17 protein-coding genes are annotated in these 16,434 nt (G+C 63.2%); 6 read left to right on the plus strand and 11 right to left on the minus strand.

What is annotated here, in order from left to right; translation table 11 throughout:
- The first annotated feature begins 143 nt into the window (after positions 1-143).
- From JAB4_RS00475 to JAB4_RS00500, 6 genes are all read left to right on the plus strand, one after another.
- Entirely contained in the window at positions 144-2,087 is a 1,944-nt protein-coding gene (locus JAB4_RS00475) for a prolyl oligopeptidase family serine peptidase (RefSeq protein WP_070219622.1), read from the plus strand.
- Positions 2,084-6,265 carry a DEAD/DEAH box helicase gene (locus JAB4_RS00480; protein ID WP_070219624.1) on the plus strand — a complete coding sequence of 1,394 codons (4,182 nt, stop codon included), beginning with the start codon at positions 2,084-2,086 and terminating at the stop codon, positions 6,263-6,265. Before JAB4_RS00475 ends, JAB4_RS00480 begins: the two co-directional genes overlap by 4 nt.
- 69 nt (positions 6,266-6,334) lie before the next feature.
- The gene (locus tag JAB4_RS00485) at positions 6,335-6,823 is read left to right on the plus strand and encodes a hypothetical protein (protein WP_070219626.1); all 489 of its coding nucleotides are present in this window, start codon (positions 6,335-6,337) and stop codon (positions 6,821-6,823) included.
- Positions 6,824-6,992: 169 nt separating this feature from the next.
- Positions 6,993-8,852 (plus strand): DUF885 domain-containing protein, encoded by a 1,860-nt coding sequence (locus JAB4_RS00490; RefSeq protein ID WP_070219694.1) that lies wholly within the window; start codon positions 6,993-6,995, stop codon positions 8,850-8,852.
- 171 nt (positions 8,853-9,023) lie between these two features.
- Positions 9,024-9,209 (plus strand): hypothetical protein, encoded by a 186-nt coding sequence (locus tag JAB4_RS00495; RefSeq protein WP_070219628.1) that lies wholly within the window; start codon positions 9,024-9,026, stop codon positions 9,207-9,209.
- A 33-nt stretch (positions 9,210-9,242) separates the two neighbouring features.
- Positions 9,243-9,425, plus strand: coding sequence for a hypothetical protein (locus tag JAB4_RS00500; RefSeq protein WP_070219630.1), 183 nt, complete (start codon positions 9,243-9,245; stop codon positions 9,423-9,425).
- A gap of 83 nt (positions 9,426-9,508) precedes the next feature.
- On the opposite strand, the gene tatC is transcribed toward JAB4_RS00500, so the two are convergent.
- The 11 genes from tatC to hisC form a co-directional block, all read right to left on the minus strand.
- The gene (gene tatC, locus JAB4_RS00505) at positions 9,509-10,264 is read right to left on the minus strand and encodes a twin-arginine translocase subunit TatC (RefSeq protein ID WP_035823092.1); all 756 of its coding nucleotides are present in this window, start codon (positions 10,262-10,264) and stop codon (positions 9,509-9,511) included.
- Positions 10,261-10,794 (minus strand): Sec-independent protein translocase protein TatB, encoded by a 534-nt coding sequence (gene tatB / locus JAB4_RS00510; protein WP_070219632.1) that lies wholly within the window; start codon positions 10,792-10,794, stop codon positions 10,261-10,263. The genes tatC and tatB overlap by 4 nt, the downstream gene beginning before the upstream one ends.
- A gap of 47 nt (positions 10,795-10,841) precedes the next feature.
- Positions 10,842-11,078: a Sec-independent protein translocase subunit TatA gene (gene tatA / locus JAB4_RS00515; protein ID WP_046683197.1), complete on the minus strand. Its 237-nt coding sequence runs from the start codon at positions 11,076-11,078 to the stop codon at positions 10,842-10,844.
- 80 nt (positions 11,079-11,158) lie between these two features.
- Entirely contained in the window at positions 11,159-11,530 is a 372-nt protein-coding gene (locus JAB4_RS00520) for a histidine triad nucleotide-binding protein (RefSeq protein ID WP_070219634.1), read from the minus strand.
- A 15-nt stretch (positions 11,531-11,545) separates the two neighbouring features.
- A complete protein-coding gene (locus tag JAB4_RS00525; protein ID WP_034753849.1) occupies positions 11,546-11,917 on the minus strand; it encodes a phosphoribosyl-ATP diphosphatase in 372 nt (123 codons plus the stop codon).
- Complete coding sequence (hisI, locus tag JAB4_RS00530; RefSeq protein ID WP_070219635.1) at positions 11,914-12,351, minus strand: phosphoribosyl-AMP cyclohydrolase; 438 nt, start codon at positions 12,349-12,351, stop codon at positions 11,914-11,916. Before hisI ends, JAB4_RS00525 begins: the two co-directional genes overlap by 4 nt.
- Before the next feature lie 35 nt (positions 12,352-12,386).
- Positions 12,387-13,148 (minus strand): imidazole glycerol phosphate synthase subunit HisF, encoded by a 762-nt coding sequence (gene hisF / locus JAB4_RS00535; RefSeq protein WP_070219637.1) that lies wholly within the window; start codon positions 13,146-13,148, stop codon positions 12,387-12,389.
- Between the two features lie 60 nt (positions 13,149-13,208).
- A complete protein-coding gene (hisA, locus tag JAB4_RS00540; protein ID WP_070219639.1) occupies positions 13,209-13,982 on the minus strand; it encodes a 1-(5-phosphoribosyl)-5-[(5-phosphoribosylamino)methylideneamino]imidazole-4-carboxamide isomerase in 774 nt (257 codons plus the stop codon).
- Between the two features lie 55 nt (positions 13,983-14,037).
- Positions 14,038-14,676, minus strand: a complete 639-nt coding sequence (gene hisH, locus JAB4_RS00545) for an imidazole glycerol phosphate synthase subunit HisH (protein ID WP_071650181.1) — start codon at positions 14,674-14,676, stop codon at positions 14,038-14,040.
- A 38-nt stretch (positions 14,677-14,714) separates the two neighbouring features.
- Positions 14,715-15,305, minus strand: coding sequence for an imidazoleglycerol-phosphate dehydratase HisB (gene hisB, locus JAB4_RS00550; protein ID WP_010402123.1), 591 nt, complete (start codon positions 15,303-15,305; stop codon positions 14,715-14,717).
- A gap of 19 nt (positions 15,306-15,324) precedes the next feature.
- On the minus strand, positions 15,325-16,419 hold the full coding sequence (hisC, locus tag JAB4_RS00555; protein ID WP_070219642.1) for a histidinol-phosphate transaminase: 1,095 nt from the start codon (positions 16,417-16,419) through the stop codon (positions 15,325-15,327).
- Positions 16,420-16,434 lie beyond the last annotated feature (15 nt).

Genomic DNA, 16,434 nt, shown 5'->3' on the forward strand with positions numbered 1-16,434 from the left:
ATTGATTCCGGTGCCGCTTTGCAGCATTTGCCACGCACAGCGATGACTTTCGTTGTGCCTGCCCTTCCATTATGATGATGAACGCCGCCGCGCTGCCTGACGCCGCCTGGAGGCCCCTCTACCCACCACGACACGGAGCCCGCATGACCTCGACCGCATCCAGCACCCCTTATGGCATTTGGCCATCGCCGATCAGCGCGGCCATCGTCGCCGCCGGCGCCTCGCCGCTGACGCAGCTGGCCCTCGGGGGAGCGGATGGCGCCGACGTGTTCTGGCTGGCCGGGCGCGCCAGCGAGGCGGGCCGCAACACCCTGCTGCGCCAGCGCGGCGCGCGTGTCGATGAACTCACGCCAGCGCCGTTCAATGTGCGCACCCGCGTGCATGAATACGGCGGCGGCGCGTATGCGGTGGCCGGCAATACCGTGTATTTCTCGCATTTCGCCGACAATTGCCTGTACCGCGTGGCCGGCGACGCCGCGCCCGAAGCGTTCACCACGGGCGGCAATACGCGCCACGCGGACTTCGTCGTCGATGCGGCCCGTGCCCGCCTGATCGCCGTGCGCGAACAGCATCCGGCAGAGGGACATGCGCAGCCGGAAAACTGCCTGGCCGCCGTCGGCTTCGACGGGCACGAAACGGTGCTGGCGCGCGGCCACGATTTTTATGCGGCGCCGCGTTTGTCGCCGGACGGCAGCCAGCTCGCCTGGATCAGCTGGGACCACCCGCGCCTGCCGTGGCAAGGCACGGAGCTGTGGCTGGCCGACGTGCAGGCGGACGGCACGCTGGGCTCTCCCCGCCTGATCGCCGGCGGCGCGCGCGAGTCGATTTGCCAGCCGGAATGGTCGCCGAACGGCTTGCTGCACTTCGTTTCCGACAGCAGCGGCTGGTGGAATTTGTACCGTCTGCACGGCGCCGACATCGAGGCGCTGTGCCCGATGGAAGCGGAATTTGCCACGCCGCACTGGACCTTCGGCGGCAGCATGTACGGTTTTCTTTCTGACGACGAGATCGTCTGCACGTATATCCAGTCCGGCATCAGCTACCTGGCGCAATTGAACGTGACGGCGGCCAAGCTGGAACCGATACCGCACCCGTACCAGGAAATCCGCGAACTGCGCGTGGGGCCCGGCTTCGTCGCGCTGCTCGGCGGCAGTCCCACCATCGCGCTGGAACTGGCGCGCATTGACCTGTCGAACCATGAACTGGAAGTGCTGGCGCAGTCGATCACGGCCTTGCCCGCGCTGGCTTACCTGTCCGTGCCGCGCAGCTTGAGTTTCCCTAGCAGCAATGGCCGCACGGCGTACGCGTTCTTCTATGCGCCCACGAATGGCGACGTGCAGGCGCCGGCAGGCACCTTGCCGCCTGTCATCGTCATCAGTCATGGCGGCCCCACCAGCATGGCCAGCAATACCTTAAAGCTGGCGACGCAATACTGGACCAGCCGCGGCATCGGCGTGCTCGACGTCAACTACGGCGGCAGCAGCGGTTTCGGCCGCGAATACCGCGACGCGCTGCGCGGTCAGTGGGGCATCGTCGACGTGGAAGACTGCATCGCCGGCGCCCGCTACCTGGCCGCCAACGGCCTGGCCGACCCGGAACGCCTGATCATCCGCGGCGGCAGCGCGGGCGGCCTGACGACCCTGTGCGCCTTGACCTTCCACGACGTCTTCAAGGCCGGCGCCAGCTACTATGGCGTATCCGACCTGAAGGGCCTGGACGACGATTCGCACAAATTCGAATCGCGCTACACCGATTACCTGATCGCCCCCCAGCCGCAAGCCGAGGCGCTGTACCGCGAGCGCTCGCCCATCCACCACACGGATAAATTGTCGCGTCCGATGATCTTCTTCCAGGGCCTCGATGACAAGGTGGTGCCGCCGCAGCAATCGCAGCTGATGGTCGACGCCCTGCAGGCGCGCGGCGTGCCCGTCGCCTACGTGCCGCTCGAAGGCGAGGGCCACGGCTTCCGCAAGGCGGAAAACATCGTGCGCACCCTCGACGCGGAACTGTATTTCTATCAGCGCGTATTCGGCCTGCCCGTGACGGCCGGCGAGCCGCCCGTGCACATCGCCAACTTGCCCGCATGAGCGAACAGCATGTAGAGCAACATCTGCTGGACGAGTTCGCCGCACTGGAGCAGCACGAACAGATGATCCTGGCCTTGCTGGCCATCGCGGGCGAACCCGTGGGCAAGCATGCCGTGTATGAACACTTGCAGCGCGCCAATGTCGTCGAGCCGGACGGCACGCCGTTTTCCCTGCTGGTGGTAACCAACATGCTGCAACGGCTGACGCGTCTGGCGCTGGCCAGCGAGGTGGTGGGGCGCGGTTTTGCCTGCGAAGCCAGGCTGCGCTGGCCCGCCATGCGCGCCGCCATCGAGCACCTGGTGTTCCGCGACCTGTGCCAGGCCATCGAGCTGATCAACCCCGTGCGCCGCAACTGGGATGGCTATGTGGAATTGCGCAGTTACCGCCAGGGCGTGGCGCGCCTGCGCATCGCCCTCTTGCGCAATGACGAGGTGCGCCACGTGGCCGCCATCCTGGCTGCCTGCATGGCGTGCTATGAAGCGCAGCAGCTGCATCCGCTGATCGAGATCTTCGGCCGGCCGTTCGAGCCGGAAATGTTGTCTTTCGTCATGCCGCAATTGCAGGACGACATCCTCGCCGTGCTGCTGGGCAACGCCCCGCGCGAACCGGCCACGGCGCACGCCATCCGTACCTACGCGCGCGCGCACCACGCGCGCCAGGCGGCCGCGGGCGACCACATCGGCACCGCCCTGCCGCTGGCCTTGGCCGAGGACGCCCTGCTGTGCGGCGAACTCGACGCGGCCGCGCGCTACCTGGCGGGCCAGCAGGGGCCGCAGGCGCTGTTTGTCGACAGCAGCATCGCCCTGTTGCGCGGCGAACATGCGCACGCCGTGGCGGGCTTTGAAACGGCCCTGAAAGGGTTGCGCAAGGAAACAGGCAAGCGCAAGCTGTGCTTTACGGGCATCGGCGGCCACCTGTACGTGCTGGCCTTGCTGCGCGGCAACGACGCCAAGCTGCTGAAAAGCGCGGAGACCTACCTCGATATCGCGCTGCATGCGCAACCGAACCACGACAGCATCGTCTACCAGCAACTCAATACCTTGCGCCTGGTGCGCGCCGGCGTGCTGCAAGCCGATGCGATCCCCACGCGCAGCTGGGAAACGGGACTGCAGGCGCAGCTGTTCCAGGCCTTGCTGTACTACTGGCTTGCGCTACCGCAATTGAGCGAGCGCAAGGATCAACTGCGCCTGTTGGTGCAGCAAGCGGACGCGGCCGGCTACGACCTGATTGGCGCGCAGGCGGCCGGCTTACTGGGCTTGCTGGGCGAGCCGCAGCAGGAGCGCTATGCCACGGCCAAACGGGCGCAACACGGTCTGACGGACATGGCGCCGTGGTTCGAGCGCCAGGAAGCGTGGCAGCGCCAGCTGAGCGCGCTGATCAACCTGCAGCAGAACGCGCCCGCCGAAGCGCTGGGCGGCGTCTCGCGCCTCGTGTGGCTGGTGGCGTTCGACCCGCGCTTCGGCCTCACGGCCGTGGAAGTGCGCGAGCAGAAACGCGACGCGCGGGGCGGCTGGAGCAAGGGCCGCGCCATGGGCCTCAAGCGCCTGGCCGAAGAGGCGGGCGACATCGATTTCCTCACGCCGCAAGACGCGCGCGCGGCCGGCAGCATCGCGCCGTTCAAACAATATTATTCGTCGGCACCGCGCTATGAAATCGAGCTGGACAAGGCTGCCGTGCTGCTGGTGGGCCACCCGCTTGTCTTCTGGCTCGATCACCCCGACACGCGCGTGGAACTGATCGCCGGCGCGCCCGAACTCCTGATCAAGTCGCACGAGGGACAGCTGTGGCTGGGCATGCAGCCGCCGCTGCCCGACAGCGGCGGCAACGTCGTGGTGCAGCGCGAGACGCCGACACGCCTGCGCGTGGTGCACATCCTCGACGAGCACCGGCGCATCGGCGCCATCGTGGGTCTGGGCTTGTCCGTGCCCCTGCATGCGGAAAAACAGGTGATGCAGGCCATCGGCGCCATCTCGTCCATGGTCACCGTGCAGTCCGACATCGGCGGCGGCGCCGGCGACGCGGAAGTCATCACGGCCGACCACCGCCTGCACGTGCATTTGCTGCCCTACCAGCAGGGGTTGAAGATGCAAATTCTCGTGCGCCCGCTGCTCGACAACGGCGCCTATTACGCACCGGGCAGCGGCGCCGAAAGCGTGTTTGCCGATGTGGCGGGCCGGGCCGTGCAAGCGCGGCGCGACCTGAATGCGGAACGCGAAGCGCAGCGCCAGCTGATCGGAAAATGTCTGGTGCTGGAAGAGGCGGAAGAAGAGCATGGCGAGTGGCTGCTGGGCCAGCCAGCGCTGGGCCTGCAATTGCTGGTCGAGCTGCAATCGCTCGATCCCGCCGGCATGGTGCTGGCGTGGCCCGAAGGCGAAACCATGCGCGTGTCGAAACGCATCGACAGCGGCCAGATGCGCTTGAATATCAAGAGCGAAAAGGACTGGTTTGCCGCCAGCGGCGAAGTGCAGATCGATGAAGACAAGGTGATGGATTTGCGCGCGCTGCTCGATTTGATGCAGAACAATAAAAGCCGCTTCGTGGCCTTGGGCGACAACCAGTTCCTCGCCCTCAGCGATGAATTGCACCGCCGCCTGTCGGAACTGGCCGCGTATGGCGAAGCGCATGCCGATGGCTTGCACATCCACCCGCTGGCCGCGTTTGCGCTGGAAGAGCTGGCCAACGATGCGGGCGGCGTCAAGGCCGACAAGTTGTGGCGCGAACACCTGCTGCGCCTGCGCGCGCTCGACGATTACCAACCGCAGCTGCCCAGCACCCTGCAGGCGGACTTGCGCGACTACCAGCTGGCCGGCTACCAATGGCTGGCGCGCCTGGCGCACTGGGGCGTGGGCGCCTGCCTGGCCGACGACATGGGACTCGGCAAGACCTTGCAGGCGCTGGCGCTGATCCTGGCGCGCGCGCCGAACGGCCCCACCCTCGTCGTCGCCCCCACGTCCGTCTGCATGAACTGGATCAGCGAAGCGCAGCGCTTCGCCCCCACCTTGAACGTCAAACTGTTCGGCAGCGGCGACCGGGCCGACATGCTCTTCACCTTGCAGCCGTTCGATGTGGTGGTGGCCAGCTATGGCTTGCTGCAGCAGGAAGCCGCCATGTTTGCCGGCGTGCGCTGGCATACGATCGTGCTCGACGAAGCGCAGGCGATCAAGAATGGCGCCACCAAGCGTTCGCAAGCCGTGATGGCCTTGCAAGGCGATTTCCGCATGGTGGCCAGCGGCACGCCGCTGGAAAACCACCTGGGCGAACTGTGGAATCTGTTCCGTTTTATTAACCCGGGCTTGCTGGGCACCCTGGACCAGTTCAATTTGCGTTTTGCGGGACCGATCGAAAAGGATCAGGACAAGCGGGCGGCGGCAGGCGCGCGCCTGCGGCTGCGCCGCCTGATCGCGCCGTTCATCCTGCGCCGCACGAAGACGCAAGTGCTGTCGGAATTGCCGTCACGCACGGAAATCGTACTGGAAGTGGAATTGTCCCCGCAGGAAACGGCGCTGTACGAATCCTTGCGCCGCGAAGCGCTGGAAAAGCTGGCCATGGTGGAAGGACCGGCCTCGAAAAAGGCCATCCAGATCCTGGCCGAGATCATGAAACTGCGCCGCGCCTGCTGCAATCCGCAACTGGTGGCGCCGGAACTGGGCCTGGCCAGCAGCAAGCTGGCCGCCTTCGCCGAACTGCTGTCGGGCTTGCTGGAAAACCGCCACAAGGTGCTCGTCTTCAGCCAGTTCGTCGACCATTTGACACTCATCCGCAAGCACCTGGAGCAGCATGGCGTCAGCTATCAGTATCTCGACGGCAGCACGCCCATGCAGGAGCGCAAGCGCCGGGTCGACGCCTTCCAGGCGGGCGATGGCGACGTCTTCCTGATCAGCCTGAAGGCGGGCGGCATGGGCATCAACTTGACGGCGGCCGATTACGTGATCCACATGGACCCGTGGTGGAACCCGGCCGTGGAAGACCAGGCCTCGGACCGCGCCCACCGCATGGGGCAATTGCGCCCCGTTACCATTTACCGGCTGGTGGCGAAACACACGATCGAGGAAGGCATCGTCGAATTGCACCAGCACAAGCGCGACCTGGCCGACAGTCTGCTGGAAGGCAGCGATGCGGCCGCGCGCATGTCGGCCAGTGACATGCTGGGCATGCTGCAGGAAGGGCTGAAGCGATGAGCTTGAAAAAATGCACGGGGAAGCCGCGTTCCATGCGATGATCGTTTTTCCCTGTTTTGATGCCACGCCATGACCGACTATATCGCCACCAGCGCCGGCCAGCGCGCCACCTTTTTGTGCGGCAAATCCTGGACCGCTTATGTCAGCACCTTCATCATCGCCGTGCTGCTGTTCTTTGCCGCCCTGCCGCTGGCCTTCAAGTACAACGCGCGCGCCGCCTTCGTGGTGCTGATCGGCTCGGCGCTGATCGTCGCCTACCGCCTGCTGACCATCCGCAGCTATCAGCTGTACTACGACGAGGCGGGCGTGTGGCTGGCGTCCGGCATCTTGCCGTGGAAAAAGAAACTGACGGGCGTCAAGTGGCGCGACATGGATGAAGCCGTCTATGAAACCAACTTCTGGAGCTGGCTGTTCCAGTCCTACACGGTGCGCGTCAGCCAGCGCTACACGCAGGAAACGGAAATCCACGCCACCGGCATGGCGCGCGGCAAGGATGCCGTGGCGGCCATCAATGCGCGCCACCAGGACCTGCTGCGCGGCAGCGCCATCGTCGTCTAGCGCCGCGCGCTCCCGGCGCAAAAAACTGCGCAGCGGCGGCAATTAATGCTAATCTTTGGGCCGCCCAGGCAAGCAAGGCCAACCTTTCAATAGTTGTTTGTTACTTATATTATCAGTTTATTATTTTCTGATACTGACAGACAGCAAAATATTCAAGAGATAAACTATGCTGATCAAAAATAAAGTTGCGCTCGCCGCATTGATGATGGCTTTTACCCTGACACCAGCCAGCGCCGCCAAGAAACCGCAGAAGCAAGGCAAGGCCGGCACCAGCAGCAGCAAGAAGAGAACCGTCGCCAAGAAGGCAGCCGTCGTCACGGCGGCCACGGCAGCGACGGTCGCGGCCGTCGCCAGCGAGAACAGCAGCGACCGCTCCATGAATAACCTCAGCGGCCAATTCCTCACGGCCCTGTGGCGCCTGGACCCGGAAAGCGCGATTTCGGTTGGCAAGTACGATGGCGCCGCCAACCTGAGCATTCCCGACGCGGCCAGCCGCCAGAAGCAGCTGGCCTTCATCGAAGAATGGCTGGGCAAGTTCGGCAAGCTGAATGCCGGCAAGATGTCGGACAAGCAACGCACCGACCTGGCCTTGCTGACGAATAAATTGCAGTCGGACCGCTGGTATCTGACCACCTTCCGCGAATTCGAATGGAATCCCGCCCAGTACAACGTGGCTGGCTCCATCGATTTCATCCTGAACACGGAATACGCGGCCCAGCCGCAGCGCCTGCGCACCTTGCTCAAGCGTATCGCCAGCGTGCCGCAATACTACGCGGCCGCCCGCGCCAGCATCGTCAACCCCACGCGCGAGCACACGCAGCTGGCCATCGCCCAGAGCGCCGGCGTGCTCAGCGTGCTTGACGACCTGAACAAGACGGCACAGGGTTCCATCCTGACGCCGGCGGAAAAGCAGCTGTACAACGCGCGCATCGCCGCGGCCCGCACGGCCGTGCAAGGCTATGCGGCCTGGCTGACGGAACAGGATGCCGCGCTGGCGCAGAACGGCAATGCGCGCTCCTTCCGCATCGGCAAAGATTTATATGAACAGAAATTCGCCTACGATATCCAGGCCAGCGTGAGCGCCGAGCAGATGTACCAGAAAGCCCTGGCCGCGCGCGAAAAGCTGCTCGAGCACATGGATAGCCTGTCCGACGAGCTGTGGGTGAAAACCATGGGCAGCACGGCCAAGCCGGCGGACCGCACGGCGAAGATCGGCATGGTGATCGACAAGCTGTCCAGCAAGCACGTGGCTCCCGCCGACTTCGTGCCGGAAATCCGCCGCCAGATCCCGGAATTGCAGGAGTGGGTGACCAGCCACAACCTGCTGACGATGGACCCGAAAAAGCCTCTGGTCGTGCGTGAAACACCCGCCTACCAGCGCGGCGTGGCCGGCGCCAGCATCGAGGCGCCCGGCCCCTACCGCCCGCAGGACCGCACCTATTACAACGTGACGCCTCTCGACGGCGAAACGCCGGAACAGGCGGAAAGCAGCTTGCGCGAGTACAACCACTGGATCTTGCAGATCCTGAACATCCACGAAGCCATCCCCGGCCACTACACGCAGCTCGTGTACGCGAACAAGTCGCCGTCGCTGGTCAAATCGATCTTCGGCAATGGCGCCATGATCGAAGGCTGGGCCGTGTATGGCGAGCGCATGATGCTCGAATCGGGCTATGGCAACAACGCGCCGGAAATGTGGCTGATGTATTCGAAGTGGAACTTGCGCAGCGTCACCAACACCATCCTCGACTACAGCGTGCACGTGCTGGGCATGACGGAAGCGCAAGCGCTCGACCTGCTGACGCGCCAGGCGTTCCAGACCAAGCGTGAAGCGACGGAAAAATGGCGCCGCGTGCAGTTGAGCTCGGTGCAACTGACCAGCTATTTCAGCGGCTACAGCGAAATCATGGACTTGCGCGAACAGCGCAAGCAAGCGCTGGGCAACAAGTTCGTGCTGAAGGATTTCCACGAGCAATTCCTCAGCTACGGCAGCGCGCCCGTGAAAGTCATCAAGGAATTGATGAATTAAGCGGCGCTCGCCGTCAGCTTGCAAAGGGCGCCGCGGCGCCCTTTTTGCATGCGTTTGCGCCGCCGCAAGCCACCGGCTACCCTGTCCATTAAGCTGACGGGAAGGCAGGCGCCACCGCACTCCTCACTGGCAATTGCCGATTTTTCTGCTAGGGTGAGTTCAGGAGCGTCCATGCATATGCCCATCCAGTTCGACACCCTCGATTACGCCAAACGCCTCGCCTCGGCAGGGGTGCCCACGCAGCAGGCGGAAGCCCATGCCACGGCCCTGGGCGAGGTACTGGGCTCGGCCGTCGTCGTGCATGGCGAACTGGCGGCGCTGGAGCGCAATCTGCTGGGGGAAATCAAGCTGGTGTAGCAGAACGTCGATACCAAGGTAGGCGCCCTGGAGGTGAAGATCGACGCGCTGGAGCTCAGGCTCGACACCAAAATAGACTCCCTGGAGCAAAAATTCGACGCCCGCCTGGAACGCCTGGACTTGCGCCATGACGCGGACATGAAACACGTCTACTGGATGATGAGCACCTTGATCCTGCTCAACCTGGGCATCCTCAGCAAACTGATGCTGCAGTAAGCGTACACTCACTTTCCTGGCAACAAAAAAGCCGCTGCTCCCGGGGGAGGTCAGCGGCTTTTGTCTGCGCCTGTGGCTGCCGTCTAGGACGCCTCTTCCGGCGCCTGGGTAGCCTTGACGAAGATGGGCGCCACCAGCAGGCCCAGCTCGAACAACAGGCACATCGGGATGGCCAGCGAGAACTGGCTGACCACGTCCGGCGGCGTGACGATGGCGGCAATGACGAAGGCGCCGACGATGATGTAGGGGCGCACTTCCTTGAGTTTCGCGATGGAAACCAGCCCCATGCGCACGAGGATCACCACCACCACGGGCACTTCGAACGTGGCGCCAAAGGCCAGGCACATCGACATGACGAAATCGAGGTAGTTTTCGATATCCGGCGTCACCGCGATCGACGACGGCGAAAAGTCGCTGATGAAGTGAAACACGCGGCCAAACACAAAGAAATAGCAGAAGGCCACGCCGGCCATGAACAGCAGCGACGAGGAGATGACCAGCGGCGCGATCAAACGCTTTTCATGCGTGTACAGGCCGGGGGCGATAAACGCCCACATCTGGTACAGCACCCAGGGCAAGGCGACGATAAAGGCGATCACCAGCGTCACTTTCATCGGCACGAGGAAGGGCGAGATGACGCCGGTGGCGATCATTTTCGAGCCGGCCGGCAGCGAGGCGATCATCGGCGCGGCAATGAAATCGTAGATATGCGAAGGGCCGGGCCAGTAAAACAGCACGGCGCAGACGACGGCGATGCCGATCGACGCCTTGACCAGGCGGTTGCGCAGCTCGACCAGATGCGAGATAAAGGTTTCTTCCACCGGAGATTTGCTACTCATGAGTAAAAGGAGGAGGAACTGGCACGCGGACGGAAACGCGCCACGCGGGCGGCCGCCGACTGCACGTGCTGCTTGCCGCCATGGCGCTGCTTGTACCAGCCGGGAACGGCGGAATTGCGCACCAGCTTCTTGCGGCGAAATTCGCGCGCCTTGCGGGCCAGGTCATCGTTGGTGGCGCGCAGCATGGCCTCATGGGCGTCGTGCTGCCCCTCATACGAACTGGAATCGCCGCGCCACGCGTTTTCCACCTCGGCCAGGTTGCCGGAGATTGAGTTTTCCACGCCATGCATGGATTTCTCCACGCTTTGCTGGACGGAATGGGCCGCCTCCTGCACTTCCTTCTGCAGGTTTTTCAGCTCTTCCAGCTCGATTTCGCGCGTGACTTCGGATTTCACCTGGTTCAGGTAGCGTTGCGCGCGGCCATACAGGGTGCCGGCCATGCGCGCCACTCTCGGCAACTTTTCAGGGCCGATGACTATCAACGCAACCACGCCGATGATGGCGATTTTAGAGAGACCGAGATCGATCATAAGCGGACAAGGCTGTTACCGGACGAGGCAAGCGCCCCGCCACGCTATCAGGACTTGCTTTTCTCTTTCGTTTCGACGTCGATGGTGCTTTTGTCGGCCACTTGCGATGGCGCAGCAGGAGGGGTATTGGCTGCCGGCGCGTCATCGTCGCCCTTGACGCCATCCTTGAAGCCTTTGACGGCCTTGCCGATATCACCGCCGATATTGCCCAGTTTCTTGGTGCCGAAGACCAGCATCACGATAACCAGAACGATCACCCAGTGCCAAATACTCAATGAACCCATCACATTCTCCTTGCGGGACGGTGCCCGAATAGCGTCAACCAATGCCGGTAGTATACACGCGAACCCGGCGCACGGCGAAATCAGTGCTGGCCGCGCCAGGGACGGGGACCGCCGTACACATGCATGTGCAGGTGATACACCTCTTGCCCACCGTTCGGGCCGCTGTTGATCATGGTCTTGAAGCCGCCGGCAGGCGTGCCATCGGCGTCATAGGTGACGGCGCAGCCGAATTCGGCGGCGAGTTTCGGCGCCAGGCGCAGCAGCTTGCCCAGCGTTTCCATATGGCTGTCATCGCAATCGGACAGGGTCGCCACGTGGCGCTTCGGGATCAACAGCAGATGCACGGGGGCGGCCGGGTTGATGTCCTTGAAGGCCAGCAAGTCGTCATCCTCATACACGATGGTCGAAGGAATTTGTTTTGCAGCAATCTTGCAGAAAATACAGTTATCCACGCACGCTCCAGTAGGTCAGTGTTTGTCTGTTTCGCCGGCGTCGCGCAGCTCGTCCTTGCGCGCCGCCTTTTCCTCGAGGCCGGACAGGCCTTCGCGGCGCGCCAGCTCGTCGAGCACCTGCTGCGGCGTCAGGTCGAACTGCGCCAGCATCACCAGCGAGTGAAACCACAGGTCGGCGCATTCGTACAAGACCTTCGACGGGTCGTTGTCGCGGCGCGCATCCTTGGCGGCCATCACCGTTTCCGTCGCTTCCTCGCCGATTTTTTTCAAAATGGCATCATCGCCCTTGGCAAACAGGCGCGCGACATACGAGGTGGCGGGGTCGCCGCCATTGGCCAGCTTGCGCGATTCGATCACGGCGGCCAGGCGCTTCAGGGTTTCACTCATTTGCTCTTGCTTTCCGCGTAAATCGTCTCAGGGTCTTTCAGGACGGGGTCGGTGATCTGCCATTCGCCCGTTTTCTCGTCGCCTTCGAACTTCTGGAAGAAGCACGAATGGCGGCCCGTATGGCAGGCGATGCCGCCGGCTTGCTCGATTTTCAGCAAGACCACGTCTTCGTCGCAATCGAGGCGGATTTCCAGCACCTTTTGCGTGTGGCCCGATTCTTCGCCCTTGTGCCACAGTTTCTTGCGCGAACGGCTCCAGTACACGGCTTCGCCCAGCTCCACCGTGCGCGCCAGCGCGTCGCGGTTCATCCAGGCGAACATCAGCACGTCATTGCTGCCCGCTTCCTGCGCGATCACGGGCACCAGCCCGTGCTCGTCCCATTTGACCTTTTTCAGCCACTTGGCATTGCTTGCTACGATGGTTCCGTTCTGCATGTTCTTCTATCCCGCTGATATTGACTTGCTTGTCTTTACGCCAGGCGCATGGGGATGCCCTGCTGCGCCATGAAGCGCTTGGCTTCCTGCACCGTGTGCTGGCCATAGTGGAAGATGCTGGCGGCCAGCACGGCGTCCGCGCGGCCCACCTTGATGCCGTCGACCAGATCTTGCAAGCCGCCCACGCCGCCCGAGGCGATCACGGGGATGCTGACGGCGTCGGACACGCCGCGCGTCAGGCCCAGGTCGAAGCCCACCTTGGTGCCGTCGCGGTCCATGCTGGTGAGCAAGATTTCACCGGCGCCCAGGCTTTCCATTTTACGCGCCCATTCGAACGCGTCCAGGCCCGTGGCCGTGCGTCCGCCATGGGTAAACACTTCCCACTTGCCGGGCGACACCTGCTTGGCGTCGATGGCGACGACGATGCATTGCGAACCGTGCTTTTGCGATGCCTCAAACACCAGCTGGGGGTTCGTCACGGCCGAGGTGTTGATGCTGACCTTGTCGGCGCCCGCATTGAGCAGCCGGCGCACGTCTTCCACCACGCGCACGCCGCCGCCCACGGTCAGCGGAATGAACACTTGCGACGCCACCGCTTCGATGATGTCGAAGATCAGGCCGCGATTGTCGCTCGAAGCGGTAATGTCGAGGAAAGTGATTTCGTCGGCGCCCTGCTCGTCATAGCGGCGGGCGATTTCCACGGGATCGCCCGCGTCGCGCAATTCCGTGAAGTTGACGCCTTTGACGACGCGGCCATTGGTCACGTCGAGGCAGGGGATGATACGTTTTGCAAGCATGATGGGTTCCAGATTGTCGCCAGGCCAGAACGCGCGCAGGCGCGTCCCGGCCGGGCAGGCTTAAACGGCGGCGTCGGTCAGTTCGTCGGCGCGTTCCTGCGCTTGCGCCAGGTCGATCGTGCCTTCATAGATGGAACGGCCGCAGATCACGCCTTCGATGCCTTCGGCCTGAACCGCGCACAGCGCTTCCACGTCGCCGATGTTGTGCAGGCCGCCCGAGGCGATGACGGGGATCTTGACGGCTTGCGCCAGCTTGACGGTGGCTTCGATATTGATGCCGCCCATCATGCCGTCGCGGCCGATGTCCGTGTAGATGATCGACTCGACGCCGTAGGCTTCGAATTTTTTCGCCAGGTCAATCACTTCGTGGCCCGACATCTTGCTCCAGCCATCGGTTGCCACTTTGCCATCCTTGGCATCGAGGCCGACGATGATGTGGCCCGGGAAGGCGCCGCAGGCGTCGTGCAGGAAGCCGGGGCTTTTCACGGCCGCCGTGCCGATGATGATGTAGGTGATGCCGGCGTCGAGGTAGCGCTCGATGGTGTCGAGGTCACGGATGCCGCCGCCCAGCTGCACGGGGATTTCCTCGATGTCGTTTTCCACGGCGAAATCTTGCACGGCCTTCAGGATAGCTTTCACGGCGCCTTCGTTCTTCGGCTTGCCGGCAAAGGCACCGTTCAGGTCGACCAGGTGCAGCCGGCGCGCGCCTTGCATCAGCCAATGGCGGGCCATCTCGGCCGGGTCTTCGGAAAATACGGTGGCAAGTTCCATATCGCCTTGTTTCAGGCGTACGCAGTGACCGTCTTTCAGGTCGATGGCGGGAATAAGCAGCATGGTCAGTGTGGTTTAAAAGTGAGTGAGAGGCGGAAAAAAAGCCGGAGAGCCAACGTTAAGGTTGCCAGTGAACGAAGTTCTTGTACAGCTGCAAGCCAGCGGCAGCACTTTTTTCAGGGTGAAACTGTGTCGCGAAAATATTATCACGGGCGACGGCGCAGGCGAACGGCGCACCATAGACAGTCTCGCCCACCGTGTGCGCCGCCTCTTGAGGTTGAGCAAAATAGCTGTGCACAAAGTAAAAATACGCATTGTCAGCGATACCATCCCACATGACATGGGACGCCGTTTGCCGCACTTGGTTCCAGCCCATTTGCGGCACCTTGAAGCGCGAGCCGTCTTCCTGCACCTGGCCGTCGAGCTGGAAGCGCACGACTTTGCCTGGCAGCAAGCCCAAGCCGGCCGCGTCGCCCTCTTCGCTGCCGTCGAACAGCATTTGCTCGCCGATGCACACGCCCAGCACGGGCTTGCTGTCGGCGGCGCGCAGCAGCGCCTCCAATACGCCCGATTCGCGCAGGCTGCGCATGCAGTCGGGCATGGCGCCCTGGCCCGGCAAGACGATGCGGTCGGCGCTGTCGATGTCGGCAGCGACACCGGAAATGCGCACGTCGGCGTCTGGCGCCACGGCACGCAAGGCTTGCGCCACCGAGCGCAGATTGCCCATGCCGTAATCCACCACCACAATTTTATTCATGTTTGATCCCGGAATCTACAATATAGCGAGAGCGGCGCTCACAGGCTGCCCTTGGTCGATGGAATGATGCCGGCCGCGCGCTCGTCGAGCTCGGCAGCCATGCGCAGCGCGCGGCCAAAGGCCTTGAACACGGTTTCGCACTGATGGTGGGCATTCGTGCCGCGCAAGTTGTCGATATGCAAGGTCACGCCCGCGTGGTTGACGAAGCCGCGGAAAAATTCCAGGGTCAGGTCGACGTCGAAGCCGGCGATCATGGCGCGCGTAAACGGGATGTGGTATTCGATGCCAGGGCGGCCCGAGAAATCGAGCACCACGCGCGACAGCGCCTCGTCCAGCGGCACGTAGGCGTGGCCATAGCGGCGGATGCCCTTCTTGTCGCCGATGGCCTTGGCCACGGCCATGCCCAGCGTGATGCCCACGTCTTCCACCGTATGGTGGTTGTCGATATGCACGTCGCCCGTCGCTTCGATATCGAGGTCGATCAAGCCATGGCGGGCGATCTGGTCCAGCATGTGGTCGAGGAAGGGCACGCCGGTATTGAGCTTTTGCTGGCCCGTGCCGTCCAGGTTGAGGGCGACGCGAACTTGCGTCTCATTGGTGTTGCGCGTGATTTCTGCGGTGCGGTTCATGGGAGGCTCTGGCGATAGGCTAAACGAGGGATGCCTTGAAGGCATCGTAAAAAAGGGAATTTTCTTCCGGGGTGCTGACGCTGATACGCAGGCAATTGGCCAGCGCAGCATGCATTTTACTCATATTTTTAATTAAAACCCTGCGGGCAAGCAGTTTTGCGCAAACATCGTCGGAATCCGCCACACGAATCAGAAGAAAATTTGCCTTCGAGGGAAATACCGTCACGCCCGGCAGCTCCGCCAGGCGCCGTGCCAGGTCGTCGCGCGCGCTGTTGAGCAGGGCCGCCTGGGCGTTGAGCACGTCGATGTGTTCGAGCGCGAATTCGGCCGCCGCCTGCGTCAGCACATTCACATTGTACGGCGGACGCACTTTCTCGAACTGCGCCAGCAAGGCCGGCGCGGCCGACATGTAGCCGAGGCGGATGCCGGCCAGGCCCAGTTTCGACACGGTGCGCATCACCACCAGGTTTTCATATTCGGGCAGGCGGCCCATGAAGCTGCGCTGCGCGAACGGCTCGTAGGCTTCGTCGACGACGGCGATGCCCGTGTCGCCCAGGGCGGCGAGGAGGCCTTCGATATCGGCAGTGGCAAACAGGTTGCCCGTCGGGTTGTTAGGATACGCGAGGAAGACCAGCGCCGGGCGGTGCGCTTCGATGGCCGCCAGCATGGCCGGCATGTCCAGGCTGAAGTCCGGGTTCAACGGCACGCCGACGAAATCCATGCCGGCAAACTGCGCCGAGCGCGCATACATGACGAAGGCCGGCACGGGCGCCAGCAGCACGGCGCGCTGGCCCGGCGCCTGGCGGGCGCAGGCCATGGCCAGGATGGAAATCAGTTCATCGGAGCCGTTGCCCAGCATGACGTCGTAACCGGCGGGCACGCCCAGTTTGGCGCAGATGGCCGCCTGCAGGCTGGCGTACGACGGCGGATAGCGGTTCAGCGCCACGCCGGCCAGGCGCGCGCCCAGTTCCTCGCGCAGATGCTGCGGCAGCGGATACGGGTTTTCCATCGCATCGAGCTTGATGTAACCGCTGGCATCGGCTACCTGGTAGCTCTTGACGGCCCGCACATCGGCGCGCACGGTGTTGCTGATTAACTGATCGAGGAAAGACATGCTGCAAACACTCCT

This window comes from Janthinobacterium sp. HH102, from assembly GCF_001758625.2.
Lineage (GTDB): Bacteria > Pseudomonadota > Gammaproteobacteria > Burkholderiales > Burkholderiaceae_D > Janthinobacterium.

Excerpts from the sequence above, each read along its gene's own strand:
- JAB4_RS00475 (WP_070219622.1), top strand. The coding sequence starts at position 144 with ATGACCTCGACCGCATCCAGCACCCCTTATGGCATTTGGCCATCGCCG.
- JAB4_RS00480 (WP_070219624.1), top strand. The coding sequence starts at position 2,084 with ATGAGCGAACAGCATGTAGAGCAACATCTGCTGGACGAGTTCGCCGCA.
- JAB4_RS00485 (WP_070219626.1), top strand. The coding sequence starts at position 6,335 with ATGACCGACTATATCGCCACCAGCGCCGGCCAGCGCGCCACCTTTTTG.
- JAB4_RS00495 (WP_070219628.1), top strand. The coding sequence starts at position 9,024 with ATGCATATGCCCATCCAGTTCGACACCCTCGATTACGCCAAACGCCTC.
- tatC (WP_035823092.1), bottom strand. The coding sequence starts at position 10,264 with ATGAGTAGCAAATCTCCGGTGGAAGAAACCTTTATCTCGCATCTGGTC.
- tatB (WP_070219632.1), bottom strand. The coding sequence starts at position 10,794 with ATGATCGATCTCGGTCTCTCTAAAATCGCCATCATCGGCGTGGTTGCG.
- tatA (WP_046683197.1), bottom strand. The coding sequence starts at position 11,078 with ATGGGTTCATTGAGTATTTGGCACTGGGTGATCGTTCTGGTTATCGTG.
- JAB4_RS00525 (WP_034753849.1), bottom strand. The coding sequence starts at position 11,917 with ATGAGTGAAACCCTGAAGCGCCTGGCCGCCGTGATCGAATCGCGCAAG.
- hisI (WP_070219635.1), bottom strand. The coding sequence starts at position 12,351 with ATGCAGAACGGAACCATCGTAGCAAGCAATGCCAAGTGGCTGAAAAAG.
- hisF (WP_070219637.1), bottom strand. The coding sequence starts at position 13,148 with ATGCTTGCAAAACGTATCATCCCCTGCCTCGACGTGACCAATGGCCGC.
- hisA (WP_070219639.1), bottom strand. The coding sequence starts at position 13,982 with ATGCTGCTTATTCCCGCCATCGACCTGAAAGACGGTCACTGCGTACGC.
- hisH (WP_071650181.1), bottom strand. The coding sequence starts at position 14,676 with ATGAATAAAATTGTGGTGGTGGATTACGGCATGGGCAATCTGCGCTCG.
- hisB (WP_010402123.1), bottom strand. The coding sequence starts at position 15,305 with ATGAACCGCACCGCAGAAATCACGCGCAACACCAATGAGACGCAAGTT.
- hisC (WP_070219642.1), bottom strand. The coding sequence starts at position 16,419 with ATGTCTTTCCTCGATCAGTTAATCAGCAACACCGTGCGCGCCGATGTG.